General features: G+C 43.0%; 14 protein-coding genes. 12 read left to right on the top strand and 2 right to left on the bottom strand.

The annotated features are described in order from the left end of the window. Positions 1-27: 27 nt before the first annotated feature. The 4 genes from ACTU7M_RS00195 to ACTU7M_RS00180 all read left to right on the top strand — a co-directional run bounded on the left by ACTU7M_RS00195 (position 28) and on the right by ACTU7M_RS00180 (position 3626). Positions 28-729 (top strand): Crp/Fnr family transcriptional regulator, encoded by a 702-nt coding sequence (locus tag ACTU7M_RS00195; RefSeq protein WP_443472351.1) that lies wholly within the window; start codon positions 28-30, stop codon positions 727-729. A gap of 447 nt (positions 730-1176) precedes the next feature. Further along, complete coding sequence (locus ACTU7M_RS00190) at positions 1177-1524, top strand: hypothetical protein (protein ID WP_443472350.1); 348 nt, start codon at positions 1177-1179, stop codon at positions 1522-1524. Beyond that, a complete protein-coding gene (locus ACTU7M_RS00185) occupies positions 1521-2066 on the top strand; it encodes a hypothetical protein (RefSeq protein ID WP_443472349.1) in 546 nt (181 codons plus the stop codon). Before ACTU7M_RS00190 ends, ACTU7M_RS00185 begins: the two co-directional genes overlap by 4 nt. 129 nt (positions 2067-2195) lie before the next feature. Next, complete coding sequence (locus ACTU7M_RS00180) at positions 2196-3626, top strand: FAD/NAD(P)-binding protein (RefSeq protein ID WP_443472348.1); 1431 nt, start codon at positions 2196-2198, stop codon at positions 3624-3626. A 355-nt stretch (positions 3627-3981) separates the two neighbouring features. Here the strand turns inward: ACTU7M_RS00180 and ACTU7M_RS00175 are convergent, their stop codons facing one another. Continuing rightward, positions 3982-4944, bottom strand: coding sequence for a sensor domain-containing diguanylate cyclase (locus tag ACTU7M_RS00175; protein ID WP_443472347.1), 963 nt, complete (start codon positions 4942-4944; stop codon positions 3982-3984). A 153-nt stretch (positions 4945-5097) separates the two neighbouring features. Between ACTU7M_RS00175 and ACTU7M_RS00170 the strand changes: the two genes are divergently transcribed. Further along, positions 5098-6054, top strand: coding sequence for a ribose-phosphate diphosphokinase (locus ACTU7M_RS00170; RefSeq protein WP_443472346.1), 957 nt, complete (start codon positions 5098-5100; stop codon positions 6052-6054). Between the two features lie 39 nt (positions 6055-6093). Here ACTU7M_RS00170 and ACTU7M_RS00165 read toward each other — a convergent pair whose 3' ends face one another. After that, positions 6094-8532 carry an FAD-dependent oxidoreductase gene (locus ACTU7M_RS00165; protein WP_443472345.1) on the bottom strand — a complete coding sequence of 813 codons (2439 nt, stop codon included), beginning with the start codon at positions 8530-8532 and terminating at the stop codon, positions 6094-6096. A gap of 324 nt (positions 8533-8856) precedes the next feature. Between ACTU7M_RS00165 and ACTU7M_RS00160 the strand changes: the two genes are divergently transcribed. The 7 genes from ACTU7M_RS00160 to nagE all read left to right on the top strand — a co-directional run bounded on the left by ACTU7M_RS00160 (position 8857) and on the right by nagE (position 16117). Next, on the top strand, positions 8857-9108 hold the full coding sequence (locus ACTU7M_RS00160) for an SHOCT domain-containing protein (protein WP_443472344.1): 252 nt from the start codon (positions 8857-8859) through the stop codon (positions 9106-9108). 35 nt (positions 9109-9143) lie between these two features. After that, positions 9144-10625 carry a multicopper oxidase family protein gene (locus ACTU7M_RS00155; RefSeq protein ID WP_443472343.1) on the top strand — a complete coding sequence of 494 codons (1482 nt, stop codon included), beginning with the start codon at positions 9144-9146 and terminating at the stop codon, positions 10623-10625. A gap of 125 nt (positions 10626-10750) precedes the next feature. Beyond that, positions 10751-11650, top strand: a complete 900-nt coding sequence (locus tag ACTU7M_RS00150) for a DUF7916 family protein (protein ID WP_443472342.1) — start codon at positions 10751-10753, stop codon at positions 11648-11650. 90 nt (positions 11651-11740) lie between these two features. Continuing rightward, the gene (locus tag ACTU7M_RS00145; RefSeq protein WP_443472341.1) at positions 11741-12328 is read left to right on the top strand and encodes a YdhK family protein; all 588 of its coding nucleotides are present in this window, start codon (positions 11741-11743) and stop codon (positions 12326-12328) included. Between the two features lie 154 nt (positions 12329-12482). After that, entirely contained in the window at positions 12483-13619 is a 1137-nt protein-coding gene (locus ACTU7M_RS00140; RefSeq protein ID WP_443472340.1) for an AI-2E family transporter, read from the top strand. A gap of 42 nt (positions 13620-13661) precedes the next feature. Then, positions 13662-14477, top strand: coding sequence for a DsbA family protein (locus ACTU7M_RS00135; protein ID WP_443472339.1), 816 nt, complete (start codon positions 13662-13664; stop codon positions 14475-14477). 155 nt (positions 14478-14632) lie between these two features. Next, complete coding sequence (gene nagE / locus ACTU7M_RS00130) at positions 14633-16117, top strand: N-acetylglucosamine-specific PTS transporter subunit IIBC (RefSeq protein ID WP_443472338.1); 1485 nt, start codon at positions 14633-14635, stop codon at positions 16115-16117. Positions 16118-16144: the final 27 nt, after the last annotated feature.

Below are 16144 nucleotides of genomic sequence, written 5' to 3'. Positions count from 1 at the left end.
TCGCTTCATACAGTAAGGAGGCACCTAGTGGTTAACCGTGACTTAGAATTATACCTTTCAAATATCCAGGAGGAGGAATTTTTCCGGCGTTTTTCGAACGAGGAAATCCTGACTATTGCATCGACCTCTATTTTTCACCAGTACCAGAAAGGCCAAATAATTTTTTTCCAGGAAGATCCGAATCAGTACGCGTATTATCTGTTTAAAGGATTGATCAAGCTGGAAAAGATGGATGATTCGGGAGAATATGCCTACGTGGATTATGTTTCCGATCATACATTTTTTCCTTACGGTGGGGTATTACGGGGGAAATACTATAATTATACGGGCTATGCACAGACAGATGTTGATTTGATGTTGATACCGCAAGCTGTTATCAATGACCTTGTAAAACAAAATGCCGAACAATTGATATTTATGTACCAGCAAGCCACGAAAATAATCCGTTTTCTGGAGAAACGGATTCAGATGACGACTATACCAAACGCAACTCAAAAAGTTATTCATACATTGGCTATCTGGATGGAAGATTTAAGCTTGGAGAGAGGGAACAAGCGCATTATTAATTACCCCATGACTATCAGTGATTTAGGCATCGTCGCAGGTACGACCCGGGAAACAGCCAGCCGGGTCGTGAAGATGCTGACAGAAGAAAAGAAAATTTCGATGACGCGCAAATCGGTCGAATATTTAGATGTGCCATTTTTCCAGAAAATTATTGAAAGTTGATATTATTATATTAATAAGGGTTCTTGGTTATCTGGTGTTGGTGAAGGAAATGCCCTTCGGCCTGCGTGTTTGCTTGTGTACTGCCGTGGGACCGCCCTGAGCCTGTAGTCTCCGGGCTTGCAAGCCTCAAAGGGACCGTAGACGCTGAAGCGCCAACGGTCCCTACTTTCGCATTGCATCCTTGACACGGCCACAAGCAACCCCACCGTCCTTCGGGATTTCCGAGAAGAATACCTACCAACACCATTTATTATAGAGCCTTAATAAGACCCTTTTCATCCGAAAAGGGTCTTATTTTTTTGCCGTTTTATGGTAGTTTACTGTTAATTTTATTAACTTATTGCCGATATTATAAGATGTCATAGCTTTGGACAAAAAAATAATTCATATGACAGAAATCGTACTTGGCTAGCGGATGAAGCGAATCGGATAACCATTTCAAGGCAAATGAAGCACTATCAGCAAACGGCAGCGCAACTTAATGAAGATAAAGTACTATTCGAAGAAAGACAATATCCGATGGCGACTGCTGCAGAGGCAATCATTTCTATTATTCCAGGCGGTTCGGCAACTATCATAACCTTCAGTTTGGATGAAACCAACCAAGTAACGCTGGTTTTGAACGATTTATCTGTGAAGGAAATAGATGAAACGATTTTGAAATATCGCCAACAAGCTTACGTTACGAATGTTCAATTAATACGTGTGGAAAACCAAGCCGAGGAAGCTGGTTCTTTGGCTGAAATATGGCTAACGCTTGATGAAGATGCTTTGCGAGGGGAGGTCCAGCCATGAAATTAGAATGGAACCGAACCGCTTTTTCGATTTTGTTTATCATGGTCGCGATGGTATTGGGTGGCCTCGTTTATGGCACAGTTTACCTTATCGATCCTGTCAAGGAACGAACCGCTATCACGGCAAATCTGGTCGAAGAACAAAAAACGTTGCTGGAATCCTATCCGCCTGATGAAACTTTATTGGAAGAAATCGAAACGGAATATGAAGCCACACAAGCTTTCTTGCCAGAAGGTGAGAAAGTCAATAAAGACGTGGTTGATTTGGAAAAGGCAGCTGCTCAAAATTCCGTGACCATCAATAGTTTCTCTCGTAGTTTGGAACCACAAGCCATTGAAGGCATGGATGAAGCTTACCGTGAAAGTGTTTATCAAGTAACCATGACAAGCGATACACCAGATAATATGGTGGCATTATTGGAAACTTTGTCAGGAATGGAACGCGTATGGAACATTCAGACATTTAGCTTTGAAAAAAATAGTGAAGGTCGCTACACAGGCTCGTTTAACGTAATTTTTTATAGTCATGGAAAAACAGAATAGCGGAAAAAGAGATCGGAGTAATCCGGTCTCTTTTTGCTGACTATTGAGACTTATCTGATGTATAATGTATTTATATACATTAGAATAATTACAAAATAAGAACTGTTATTTGTAAGGAGATTCAGGACTATGAAGAAAATTGCCATCGTTGGTGTAGGAGTTACCGGCATCAGTGTATTAAAAGCAATGGCGGAGTATGATGATTACCAATATTTTGAAATTGTATTATTTAATGAGTCGAAAACATTCGGGACCGGTATTCCTTATCAAGATGATTCGGAATTATTATTGATCAACCAAACTGCGGATACTATGAGTCTGGAAGAAGATGACAAGTATGATTTCGTGAGTTGGGTCAGAGCGCATAAAGATGCATCTGCCGGGAATAAAGATTTTATTCCGCGGAAATGGTACGGAGAATACTTGCAGACAAAATTGGACCAAGCCGTGCAGATATTGAAACCAAAAGTAGTTAAAGAAAATGTAACAGCAATTCGTGTTTTAGCGGATAGGACGTACCAGGTAGAGACGGCAACAACCAAAACCGTTTTTGATAAAGTACATCTCTGTATGGGACAATTGCCTTATCAAGACCCATACCAATTAAAAAATCATCCGCATTTCATTCTTCATCCCTATCCGGTTGAAGAGAAACTGGCTGGTTTTCCCGAAGGCAGTCGCATCGGAATCATTGGAACAGGTTTAACTTCCATAGACTTAATGCGTTTTTTAAGGAATCAGGGCAAAAATTATAAACTTGGTTTTTTTGCGCGGAACGCGCATTTTTCCCTGTATCGTGGTTTGGAACTGGATGCGGATTTGAAATATTTGACGCTCGAAAATTTGGAGCGCGAAAAGAAATTACATGGTGGCTTTGTTCCTTTTAAAAAAATGGTGGAATGGTTTTATTTGGAATGTGAAGACAAGGAAATCAACTTCAATGATTTGAATTATCGCTTTGGCAAAGGCAGTAAGGAACAGTTGAACGAACAGTTGCGGGAAGAGACGGATTTGGGCATCTTGCAAGGGATTATCCACAAAATGGATTTCTATTTGGCTGATTTTATGGCTGCATTAACCGAAGCGGATCGGGATTTGTTTTATTCGCACTATGAGCCTTTGTTCCGTCATTTTCGGACCCCGATGCCAAAAGAATCACTGGAAAAATTGATGAGAGCCTGGAATGCCGGCGAAATCAAGGTCTGGGATAAGATGAAGGCAGTAGATGCTTTGGAAAATGGGTTTGTAGTCCAACTGCAGAGTGAGAACGTTGCGGTCGATTACTTGGTAAATGCGACCGGTCAAAATCAAAACTTAAAGATTAGTCAGATGAATTCCGATTTATTGGGACAATTAATGAATGAACGCATCCTTCAGCCGGAAGCGTTCGGTGGCGTACAAGTATTGTGGCCAAGTGCTGAGGCTGTGAGTCAACGTTATGGTGTGCTGGATAATTTCTATGTTCACGGCCAACTGGTAATCGGGCTACAGTATGGAAATAACGCACATCTTCTGATGAAACAGGCACGGAAGGTTGTTAAGTACGATTTGTCTAAGTAAGAAAAATGCACGTCCCGCTTTATTCCGGGAGGTGCATTTTTAAGTTTATTTCGAAAGGATCGCCAGCACTATAAAGCTGTAGGGTTATTTTTTCAGCTTCAAGTAGTTCCGGTGCTCTTAATTAGGAATCAGATTCCATGAATTTCGCTATTTTAAAGAATTAAGTCAAAAAACGACTCTCCATGATTAAAAAGGGGAGTCGTTTTCGATTCATTACGCAAATGTATTAAAAATAGAGTCAACTTTTGCGTATTAAAGTGCATCAGGACGCAAAGGTTGGTTAAATTTTCCATACTTTTGCTTCATAAATAAGATAGCAACGCAAAGGTTTAAAGAATCTGGCCAACCTTTGCGTTTATTTGAAAACAACTTGGTTACGGCCGGCATTCTTTGCTTGATAAAGGCGATTATCCGCTAGCTCGAAAACACCGGTGAAGTCGTCTGCTTCAAAACGGGACGCAATACCGATACTGAGTGTTGGTTTTGAAGGAAGGTCGAATGTTAGGTCGTCTATTTCATCTTGAAGTCGCAAACTAACTGCGTGAGCCTGCTCTTTGGTTGTCTGGGGAAAGGCGATGATAAATTCATCTCCACCGAAACGGCCCGAGATGTCTGTTTCTCGTGCGCAACTTTTGATAATACCTCCGATTTGTTTCAGTACACTGTCTCCTGCTAAGTGTCCATATGAATCATTAATATTTTTGAAATAATCAATATCTATAACCATCAGGCTATAGTTTTCACCGTTTTTCTCTATAATGTGTAACTGACGTTCGAGCTCTTTACGAGAATAAAGGTTGGTGAGGCGATCATATTGAGCTTGTTGTTTCCAATAGCGCGTTTTTTGAATGCTCTCTTGCCGGTCAAACGCATCAACCGTGACATCGAAAACATTACCGGATAAAAACAGCGGTTTGCCTTCAGCATCGCGCTTCGTTACCAGACCTCTATCGTAAAAAACTTTCCAGGAACCGTCTTTGGCTTTAATCCGATACTTCACTTCCCAAACGGGCGCTTCACCTTTTAAATGAGCAGTCATCAAATCCATCACATGGTCATAATCTTCGGGATGAAGCTTTTCCGTGAAAAATTCAAATCCAATCTCATCAGGTAATTCATCACGGCTATAACCAATCGCTTCGCTTTTGAGTGGGTTAAAAGTTACCACGTTTTCTGATACATCCCAAAACCAACGACCTAGATTACCCAACCAAGGAAACTGAGTAAAGTCATCATGAAAAATTTGTTCAAGCAATTCCTTGTTCAATCTTTTTAAATAGGCATTTTCTTTTAATATGTCTTTATGCTGGATATTCATAGAGTCCTCCAAATGACTGTTTTTAAACCAATTATAGCGTATTCAACAAGAATTTCCGATATATTCAAGGTAAAGCATGTAATATAAATGCTATACAATTTACGTGAACGTGATAAACTAGGGGGTACAAAGAGGAGTTTGGGGGAGTCACAATTGAATATAGAAGAAAAACCAGAATTTACCGTATTTTCACTTAATTCAAATCGGCCTTTAGCAGAAAAGGTTGCGAAAAGTCTCAATATTGAATTGGGTAAAGCGTCAATCGTTGAGCATAGCGATGGAGAAACAAAGATTACGATTCAAGAGAGTGTTCGTGGGAAACACGTCTTTTTGATTCAATCAACCACTGGTAGAGTGAATGAGAATATTATGGAAACACTCATCATGATGGATGCTTTGAAGCGTGCAAGTGCTCTGACGATTAATATTGTTTTGCCGTACTATGCATACGCCCGACAAGACCGCAAAGCCCAACCCCGTGAACCCATTACCGCAAAATTGGTAGCTGATTTATTGCAGACGGCTGGTGCGGACCGAGTAATTGCCTTGGATTTACATGCACCACAGATACAGGGATTCTTCGACATTCCTGTTGATCACTTATCAGCGACGTCATTGTTAGCTGAGGGATTTTTGGAACGTGGAATTGGTGGAGAAGGGACCGTTGTGGTTGCACCAAATCACAGTGGCGTGAGCCGGGGCCGTAAACTGGCAGAAGTTTTGAAAGTTCCCCTTGCAATTGTGGACAAGCGAACGAAAGCGACAAAAATACCTGAGAGACTTAATGTTATTGGGGACGTTGCAGGAAAAATATGTATTTTATTCGATGATTTAGTGGATACCGGAACGACGGTGGCAATTGCAGCCTTGGCCTTAAAGGAAAAAGGTGCTAAAGAAATCTATGTTGCCGCAACGCATGCTGTATTTTCTAAGGGAGCGACTGAACTTTTAGAGAGTTCGGTGATTGAAAAAATAATTGTGACTGATTCCATTTACCTGCCTGAAGAAAAGCAAATCGATAAAGTGATACAGGTAAGTGTGGCTGATTTGTTGGCGTATGCCATCAATTGCGTATACGAAGAAAAATCACTTCACCAAGATTTTGAATGATTATAAAAAAAGCGCAAACTTTGAGTTTGCGCTTTTTCTTTAGATAAAAAGATTCATATTTGCATTTTCAGTGTCGCCCAGATAAGTAGCTACACCACCATATTCGACAAAATCGAATAATTCTTCTTTTTCAATTCCCATGATATCCATACTCATGGTACAAGCGATAAATTTAACGCCTAATTCATTTGCCTTTTCGATCATGTCCGGTAAAGCATCCACATTCTTTTGCTTCATGACCGTTTTAATCATTTTTGAGCCCATTCCGCCCATATTCATTGCTGAAATTGGCAGACTGTTAGCGTTGTTTGGCAACATGATATCGAACAGTTTCGCCAAGCCTGTTTTTTGGATTTTTTGTTTTTTCAAAATACTCAATCCCCAGAAGGTGAAGAAGATTGTCACTTTTTTGCCCATTGCTGCGGCGCCAGATGCAATGATCATGGAAGCGACAGCCTTGTCCAAATCCCCGCTGAATACAACCATCGTTGCCCCGTCTTTAGTCTCGGTTAAAATACCTTCTTGTGGCAAGACTGAACCCTCTTGACCTTTAGTCAAAGTCGCTACGACCTTATTTCCTTGGATTTCATTGGTTACCAGGGTATTACCGGTATTTTTTGTCCACGCTTCGATATCAGCGCTGAAGCCGAAGTCGCTTGCTTGAACAACCATTGTTTGACCGGGTTCCATTTTATCCATTTGTTCTTTAACTTTTAATATCGGACCTGGACACTGTAAGCCACATGCATCCACTTCAATCATTTGTAATTTCTTGGTATCCAATGTTTGCACAACCTCTTTTTTAGGTGCTTTATTGACTGTACGTTCCTTGACTGCGTATTTAGCGAATTTATAAGTCTTGTAGCCACCGTCGATATTTTTAACAGTAAAGCCATGGTGCATAAGCACGCGGGCTGCATTGTAACCACGCAATCCAACTTGGCAATAGATATAGATCGTTTGATCTTTTGGTAATTCTTCCAAACGGTTTCGCAACTGGTTTAATGGAATTTGAACGCCTTTAGGTAATGATCCGGTAGCAAGTTCAAAATCTTCACGGACATCGAGGAAAAAGGCGTCTTTATCCAACAAAGCATCGACTTCATGCCATTGTATGGTCTCGATTTTGTGGTTTTGCATATTATCAGCTGTATAACCAAGCATATTAACGGGATCTTTTGCACTTGAATAAGGGGGTGCATAAGCAAGTTCCAAACCAGCCAATTGCTCGGCTGTTGCACCTAGTTTCATCGCCGTCGCAATAACATCAATGCGTTTCTCGACACCTTCTGAACCAACGCCTTGCGCTCCCAGGATTTTGCCGTCTTTTCCAAATAGCAATTTCAAATGGATCGGACTTGCACCCGGGTAATAGCCAGCATGTGAATTAGGGTGGATATGAATGACATCAAAAGGAATACCTTTTGACTTCAAAAGACGTTCGCTGTTACCGGTTGAAGCAGCTGTTAATTCAAAAACTTTGGCAACGGACGTTCCTTGTGTGCCGGGATATTCTGCGGGAATCCCATTGATGATATCCGCAACCAAGCGACCTTGACGGTTTGCTGGCCAAGCTAAGGGAATATTGGTCGGACTTTGATCCACAAAGTCTTTGACCTCGATGACATCGCCAATAGCATAAATATCAGGGAAGTTGGTTTCAAGTTGTTCGTTTACTTTGATGGCACCTTTAAAACCAAGTTCAATACCAGATGCCTTGGCTAAACTATTTTCTGGGGTAACCCCAATGGATAGAACCGTCATGTCAGTCGTCAATTCTTTGCCACTTGTTAAAATCAATTTTGTCCCATTATCCTGGATTTCTTTTAATCCATCATTCAAGATGAGGTTAACCCCATGCATGTCAATTTGCGTGTGTAATTGTTGTGCCATTTCAAAATCGATATTCGGCATCACTTGTGGTGCCATTTCTACCAATTGAACTTGAATTCCCAATTCGCTCAAGTTCTCCATAACTTCCAAGCCAATGAATCCACCACCGATGATGGTCGCTGTTTGAATGTCATTCTTTTCCAAATAAAGCTTGATTTGATCCATATCTGGAATGTTACGTAAAGAGAAGACATTCTTGGCTTTTTCAAGACCTGGAATGGCAGGGGTGATCGGTTTAGCACCTGTTGAAATAATCAGCTTATCAAAAGATTCTGTGTATGTTTCAGTAGTTTGGTGATTATATACAGTCACCATTTTTTGGTTAGGATCAATAGCAGTGATTTCAGAAAAATTCCGGATATCAAGTGCATATTGTTGTTCCATTCCTTCAACGGTCTGAAGCAATAGGCTCTCTCTTTCCTTGATGGTACCACCGATATGGTACGGCAGACCGCAGTTGGCAAAAGAAATGTATTCGCCTTTCTCGAACAAAATGATTTCATCTTCCTCGTTGAGACGGCGTAATCTGGTAGCTGCTGTGGCCCCGCCTGCTACACCACCAATAATCAGTATTTTCTTGGACATATATAGTTATTCTCCTTTTCGCTGTTTAAAAACTCACAAATGGCTTTGCCAAATGGACTGTAAGGAGAGTATATAATATTTTTGTATACCCCGCAAGGTATTTCGATGGTTTTTACAACAGTTGAGCCGATTTCAGGATGCTTATTGTGAAAAAAAGTTTTATAAAAACTGATATTAAAGGTATCTCATTGTGAAAAATAAAATAAATACCCATAAAAGTATTTTTGGAGTTGGAACAGTGCAGATGCTGCACTGTTGGCAGTATAATGGGGGAGAGAACAGAAACAGGTGCGAAGGTATTTATCATGGAAGGGGACATAGAAAATGCATTATTTTCGGGATGGTATGGGAATGACGTGGTTGTGGATCATTGGTTTTTTTCTGTTAGTACTTATTGGCTTACTGATTTATGCTTTGGTGCGGCAAATCCAAACCTCTAACCGGCCAGACCATTCTGACCGGGGGACACAAGAAGCGCTTGAAATACTGAGGAAGCGCTATGCACAAGGTGAAATATCAGAAGAAGAGTATCTCCGTCGCAAGAAGATTCTGGAGGATGATCACGGGAATATCTGAGGATTTTCGGGCTAAATGAGATAAGGATGATTTTCATGAGTAAAAAACGATTAATCACTATTCTCCTCCTTTCCGGTGCGTTGCTGCTTTCACTGGGATTACTCGTTGCCGTCATCTTCAAAATTGCCTTTCCTGGAGACAGCAACATATCGGAAGATAGGATGGGAAATATCGGGCAGAATAAAAGCTCTGAAGAGTTGATGGCTAATGGAGGCAATCGTTCACGATTGCGCCTCCCACCATTACTGGAGAGCGATTATGAAACAGCCGACACGATTTCCTACACGGTCACTGCCCAGGAAGGAGAAACGCCCTTCAGGGAGGGACCGCTCACACGGACATACGGCTACAACGGTTTCTATTTGGGCCCTGTCCTGCGCATACGCGAAGGGCAGAAGGTCCATATCAACTTAAACAACGAGCTGCGCGAGGAAACGACTTTCCATTGGCATGGCTTGAAGATTCCGTCCAATGTGGATGGAGGACCCCATAATCCGATCGAACCGGGTGGGAGTGCGGAAATAGATTTTACCGTGACGCAAGAAGCGGCCACACTCTGGTTTCATTCCCACGCCCATGAGAAATCAGCGGAACAGGTCTACAATGGATTGGCCGGTCTGCTGTTCATAGATGATGACCATGCCGCGGGGCTGAAGCTCCCCGCAGAATACGGAGTGAACGACTTCCCATTAATCATCCAGGACCGCTTCCTGGATAAAGAAAATCAATTCAATTACCAAGAAATTTTCAACATTAATGGCACGACGGGGGATACCGTGATGGTGAACGGTACGATTCAGCCCTATGTCGAGGTGGAAAATGAATGGATTCGTCTCCGTTTGGTCAATGGGTCTAATGCCCGGAACTATAACTTCCATCTCTCTGAAAATGCTTCTTTCTTCCAAATTGCCAGTGATGGCGGTTTTTTGAATGAAGCAGTGAAACTGGAGTCACTGTTTCTCTCGCCCGGGGAACGTGCCGAGATTCTTTTGGATATGCAGGTTTATCAAGAAGGAGAAAATCTTTTGTTGATGGACGGGAATGTTGAAATCCTTTCGCTGCGGATAAGAAGGGAACAAGAGGGACAAGTAACGACCTTGCCAAATGCGCTGAATGATTTGCCGGAGTTGGCAGATACTGGCCAGACTGATCAGTATGTAGAAATGTCCGGTATCGGACCCATGGTAACCTTAAACGGTCGGCAGTTTGACATGGAACGGATTGATTTTACTGTGCAACAGGGGCAGACCGAAATCTGGGAAGTAACGAACGTACCGATGATGATGGGCGGCATGCTTCACCCATTCCATATCCATGGCGTTCAGTTCCGCGTCCTGTCCCGTGATGGCAATCCTCCGCCTTTGAATGAGAGAGGCTGGAAAGATACCATCGCTGTCAGTCCTGGGGAAGTGGTCCGTATCGCGGTCACGTTCGAACAAACCGGTATCTTCATGATGCATTGTCACATCCTGGAACATGAAGACAACGGGATGATGGGACAAATCCTGGTCGAATAAAGCAAGCCAATTTGAGGAGAAAGAAACGACGTGTACCAAGCGCGTTTCTTTCTTTTTCCCGTTCTATTGATAAAATGATAAGATTGGGATAGTACACTCACAATTATTGGAAATGAGGGATGATGATGGTAAAAAGGTTGATTAGTGCGAACACATCGGAAATCATGGCGATGTCGACGGAAGAATTGAAACAAAGCATCTGGGCGAGTGATGGTCGGGTCATCGTGTCGGAAAATATTGTCACGCGTGAGACCTTCATCGGCGATGTCACCAATGCGGAAATCGCCAAAGCGTTCGGAGCTGACATGATATTATTGAACGGGCTGGATGTTTTGGAGCCCTTTGTTTTTGCTTTGGATCTGGAGGGTGGGACTGTCGTTGAAAAATTGCATCACCTTGTTGGCTGCCCGATTGGTGTGAATTTGGAGCCAATTGACTTGGATGCCGACATGACAGAAGAAGCCCTGAAAATTGAAACAGGACGTCAGGCCACTGCAGAAGCCTTCAAAAAAATCGAAACAGATGGTTATGATTTCGTTTGTTTGACCGGAAATCCGGCGACTGGTGTCAGCAACTCTCAGATTATTGCTGCCATTAAACTGGCGAAAGCCCATTTCTCGGGCATTGTGATTGCCGGGAAGATGCACAGTTCCGGTGTCAATGAACCAGTGGTGACGCTGGTGGATGTCCAAAAATTCCTGGCAGCAGGTGCGGACATCATTTTGGCACCCGCAGTAGGGACGGTTCCAGGGTTTGACGAGGCGGATATGAAAGCAATCGTCAAGGAAGTGCATAAACAAGGCGGGCTTGTCCTCAGCGCAATGGGAACGAGTCAAGAAAGCTCCGATGAGGCAACGGTGCGGGAAATTGCCATCCGCAACAAGATATGCGGGGTGGATATGCACCATATTGGTGATTCGGGTTATGGTGGTCTGGCACCGGTAGAAAATATTTTTGCCCTCAGCAAGGCGATTCGCGGGCAGCGGCATGCTGTGTCGCGCATGGCACGTTCAATCAACCGCTAAAAAGGTTATCATTTGAATTAGGCGGACAAAATCAACTACACTGATATTGTCATCTAAATTAGAAACACCAAATTAAAGGAGGAAAAAGTAATGGAAAGGAAATTATCCTTATTGGCATTGCTGACATCCGTTACCGTCCTGTCAGCTTGTTCAACCGAACAAACGAGCCAAGATTCAACCACGGTTTCCGAGAGTAGTATGGTGGAGACTGAAAGCAGTATGGCCAGTCATGATATGGTGCATGATGATTCGGGCGAACTTCCAGCAGGATTGGAAGAAGCGGCCGCTCCCACCTATGAGGTCGGAGACAAAGTTACCCTGTTGAATGATCACATGCCCGGGATGGAAGGGGCAACGGCCACAATCGTCGGATCGTTCGATACGATCGCCTATGAAGTTACATATGAACCGACCGATGGCAGTGAAAAAGTTGAGAACCACCGGTGGGTTGTCCAGGAAGAAATAACCGAAGCAAAAGACTCAGACGAAGCTTTGGAAGCCGGTTCAGAGGTCCAGTTGGAAGCACACCATATGGAAGGCATGGAAGGTGCGACCGCGACGATCGATGCGGTTGAGGAAACAACCGTCTATATGCTGGATTATGAGCCAACAGATGGTAGTGAAACCGTCAAAAACCACAAATGGTTTATTGAAAGTGAATTGGAACCACAAAATTAATCAAAAAGTTTCCCCGGTGTAACTTGGGGAAACTTTTTTTGTCCAGCCTTTGACGGCTCAGGGCTTGATTGCTATAGTTAATCTATCCAAGTAGGAAACCCGTCGCGCGGTTGGATTGATGCGTGATGAATTTAAGTGATAAGTGGAGTGTGTTATGAATAAAAAACTGGATGCTAAAATCCTGATGTATTTATTGGTCATATTTATTTTCTTGATGGTTTACAATTATTCAGAGACCATCATCAATTGGGTGCGGATGATGATTTCGGTGGTGGAACCCCTCATTTTTGGTGGGCTGATTGCCTATTTATTGAATATTATTGTTGTCCGATTGGAGCGCACGGTCTTGCGCAGGCTGCAGGCCAGAAGCACCTATTTGGCTCGGGCGCTCAGTGTTGTTTCCGCTATTTTCATCATAGGATTGGTTATTTATTTAATTATTAAGCTAATTGTGCCACAGGTTTCGACCATTATAACGGGGCTGATCCGAGGGTTGCCGTTGTTGGTGACCCAAATCCAAACTTTTATTGAAGATAGCAGCTTAGCCTCAGAAGTCTTCAACTATTTCGGCGAAAATTTGATTGCAGATTTCAATGATTACAGCCAACGCATCCTGAATTTCGCTACAAACAGTGTCAGCCAGTTTTTGACTTCGTTCGTACAAGTCATCGGTGGGGCGACAAGTGGCCTGTTTTCGTTAGTTATTGCATTTTCTTTCGCTTTGTATGTGTTGTTTGGTAAAGAGCGACTGCTCCATCAAGTCAGTACGTTGGGACAAGCATTCTTGTCTTCAACTACCTATCGGCGCATTGCGGTTTTGATGACGATTACCAATCAGACATTTTCAAGTTTCTTCGTTGGCCAGACGATTGAGGCAGTAATTTTGGGGAGCTTGTGCACCATAGGGATGTTGCTGTTGCGATTCCCGTTTGCTTTAACGATTGGAACCTTTATCGGTTTCACTGCGTTGATTCCCCTGTTTGGGGCGTTGATTGGTGCAGCAGTAGGATTTCTATTGATTGCTTCCCAAAGCATTACCCAAGCATTGCTGTTCATCATTTTTATCATCGTTTTGCAGCAGTTGGAAACGAACTTGATTTACCCACGGGTGGTGGGGACAAGTATCGGTATTCCAGGAATATGGGTATTGGTTGCCATCACGATCGGTGGCGGTTTAGGAGGGCTTGCCGGGATGCTCCTGGGAGTACCGACTTTCGCGACCGTCTATCAAGTGGTCGGGATTTTGACACACAAGAGACTACAAATGAAAGCAATGGCAGCGGGGGAATAACCCTCGAGCTCTTGCTTTTTTTCGTGGAAAGGGGATGCCGTCATGGTACATGAAAAAGTGAAAGTCTATTATATCTCGGATCCGATTTGTTCGCATTGCTGGGGGCTAGAACCACAATTGAATAGATTTTTCGCTCAGTATGGGGACTATATGGATTTACACGTGTTGATGGGAGGCATTTTGCCTTCTTGGAAAACGTTCCCGGGGGATGAACGGAATGGTATTTATGAGGAAAAAGACACGATTGAACATTGGCGTGAGTATGCGGAAACAAGCGGGATGCCGATTGATGGATCTCTCATGCAGGATGACCCGGTCGCCTCCTCCTTTCCGGCAAGCCAAGTCTTTAAAAAACTTCAGGAAAAAGATACAAAAAAAGCGAACCTTTTTTTACGTTCGGTCCGTGAAGCTGTCTTCGTCCAGAACCAAAATATTTCCGATGCTTTTGTTCTGTCAAAATTGATCGATCCGGGAGTCGTTTCCCAAGCTTTGACCAAGGACTATGAAGCGAAAGTGTGGGTGGACCGCGAAAAGATGAAAAGTTTGGGAGCATTCGTAACACCAGCACTCATTTTCATCAATAAGGATGGTAAGAAAGTCCGCAAGGTTGGAAACTTCAGCGTCCGTGAATATGAGAAGGCATTGAAGCGTGCGCTGCGTGTAACAGAACTGAAACCAAAACCGGTTCCTTCGTTGCGAGATTGGTTAAAGGAACAGCCTATTATTTTTGCCAAGGAAATTGCAGTAATGTATGATTTGCCACTGGCTTTTGTGCAGAGGTTTGTTGCCAGGGAGTTAGGGACCGACGCTTACACATTGCATCTTTTTCGTGGAACTTTTTACATTAAAGAGAATTGATTGGCAGAAATCACATAAACAAAAGTCGGTCAATTAGTTGACTAGACGGACACGCTATTGATAAAATTAACTTATGCAAGGGAAGGAGGATTGTTTGTTTGTCGTGTTTTGAAATCGGTTTCACTTTTTTATAAAATAGATTGGAGGAAACAAAAGTGAAGACTTATTTTCAGCGTTTAGGTAGATCCCTCATGTTGCCAGTTGCGGTATTGCCAGCAGCGGCTATTTTGATGGGAATCGGGTACTGGATTGACCCTAGCGGTTGGGGTGGCGAAAGTGTCGTTGCGGCATTTTTAATTAAATCCGGTGGAGCACTTATTGATAATATGGGGATTTTATTTGCTGTCGGGGTTGCTTTGGGTATGGCCAAAGACCGTGATGGCGCAGCCGCAATCAGTGGGTTGGTGGCATGGCAGATTGTTACGACGCTTTTGTCGCCAGCATCCGTTTCGATGTTACAAAGTATCGCGATAGAAGATGTGGATCCGTCATTCGGTAGAATCCAAACCCAATTTATCGGGATACTTTGTGGATTGATAGCTGGAGCTTTATATAACAGATTCCACAAGGTAACGTTACCGCAAGCATTGGCGTTTTTCAGTGGCAAACGTCTGGTACCAATTGTAACGTCATTCGTTATGATGGCAGTATCCCTTGTATTGATGTTTGTATGGCCACCTGTATATAATGCACTTGTGACCTTTGGTACTTCAATCTCCGGATTGGGAGCACTGGGGGCTGGGTTGTATGGATTCTTCAACCGTTTGTTGATTCCAACAGGATTGCATCACGCTTTGAACTCGGTATTCTGGTTTGATGTTGCTGGTATTAATGATATTGGTAACTTCTGGGCTGGTACAGGGGAACTTGGGGTAACAGGTATGTATCAAGCTGGGTTCTTCCCGGTTATGATGTTCGGTTTGCCAGCTGGAGCGTTGGCAATGTATCACACAGCTAAAGAAGATAAGAAGAAATACACAGCATCCTTGATGATAGCTGCTTCCTTCGCTTCATTCTTTACAGGGGTTACGGAACCACTTGAGTTTGCATTCATGTTCGTGGCACCGGCATTGTATCTGGCACATGCTGTTTTGACAGGTATATCCTTGTTCATCGCTGCAACATTCCAATGGACAGCAGGTTTTGGTTTCTCAGCAGGTTTGGTTGACTACATTCTATCTTTCAACCTACCACTGGCGAATAAACCGTTTATGTTATTGCTACAAGGTTTGGTATTTGCAGCACTTTACTACTTCTTGTTCCGTTTCATGATCACGAAATTCAATTTGCTGACACCAGGTCGTGGCGATGAGGTATTGGAAGGCGAATCATTTGCTGACGATTCTACAGTCGCAACGGGAACAGCAGCACCAGTTTCCTCTAAAGAAGCACGATTCCATCAACAAGCCGAAACTATTTTGGCAGGTTTGGGTGGTCCTGAAAACGTTCGTTCAATCGATAACTGTGCAACACGTCTGCGTCTTGAAATTGAAGACATGGATAAAATCAATGAAGCTAAAATCAAATCAGCTGGTGTACCAGGTTTGAACAAAGTTGGCGAACATAACCTACAAGTTATTGTCGGAACTGAAGTCCAATTTGTAGCCGATGAAATGATTAAGATTAAGTCTGAAAGATAATGAATAGACGAAAAGAACCGATTGAAG

Origin of the sequence: Jeotgalibaca sp. A122, assembly GCF_052266715.1 — a bacterium.
Lineage (GTDB): Bacteria > Bacillota > Bacilli > Lactobacillales > Aerococcaceae > Jeotgalibaca.
Note: the sequence above shows the minus strand (reverse complement) of the source record. Positions and strands in the feature narration are given on the sequence as shown.

Excerpts from the sequence above, each read along its gene's own strand:
- ACTU7M_RS00185 (WP_443472349.1), top strand. The coding sequence starts at position 1,521 with ATGAAATTAGAATGGAACCGAACCGCTTTTTCGATTTTGTTTATCATG.
- ACTU7M_RS00160 (WP_443472344.1), top strand. The coding sequence starts at position 8,857 with ATGCATTATTTTCGGGATGGTATGGGAATGACGTGGTTGTGGATCATT.
- ACTU7M_RS00135 (WP_443472339.1), top strand. The coding sequence starts at position 13,662 with ATGGTACATGAAAAAGTGAAAGTCTATTATATCTCGGATCCGATTTGT.
- ACTU7M_RS00175 (WP_443472347.1), bottom strand. The coding sequence starts at position 4,944 with ATGAATATCCAGCATAAAGACATATTAAAAGAAAATGCCTATTTAAAA.
- ACTU7M_RS00180 (WP_443472348.1), top strand. The coding sequence starts at position 2,196 with ATGAAGAAAATTGCCATCGTTGGTGTAGGAGTTACCGGCATCAGTGTA.
- ACTU7M_RS00145 (WP_443472341.1), top strand. The coding sequence starts at position 11,741 with ATGGAAAGGAAATTATCCTTATTGGCATTGCTGACATCCGTTACCGTC.
- ACTU7M_RS00190 (WP_443472350.1), top strand. The coding sequence starts at position 1,177 with ATGAAGCACTATCAGCAAACGGCAGCGCAACTTAATGAAGATAAAGTA.
- ACTU7M_RS00140 (WP_443472340.1), top strand. The coding sequence starts at position 12,483 with ATGAATAAAAAACTGGATGCTAAAATCCTGATGTATTTATTGGTCATA.
- ACTU7M_RS00165 (WP_443472345.1), bottom strand. The coding sequence starts at position 8,532 with ATGTCCAAGAAAATACTGATTATTGGTGGTGTAGCAGGCGGGGCCACA.
- ACTU7M_RS00155 (WP_443472343.1), top strand. The coding sequence starts at position 9,144 with ATGAGTAAAAAACGATTAATCACTATTCTCCTCCTTTCCGGTGCGTTG.
- ACTU7M_RS00150 (WP_443472342.1), top strand. The coding sequence starts at position 10,751 with ATGGTAAAAAGGTTGATTAGTGCGAACACATCGGAAATCATGGCGATG.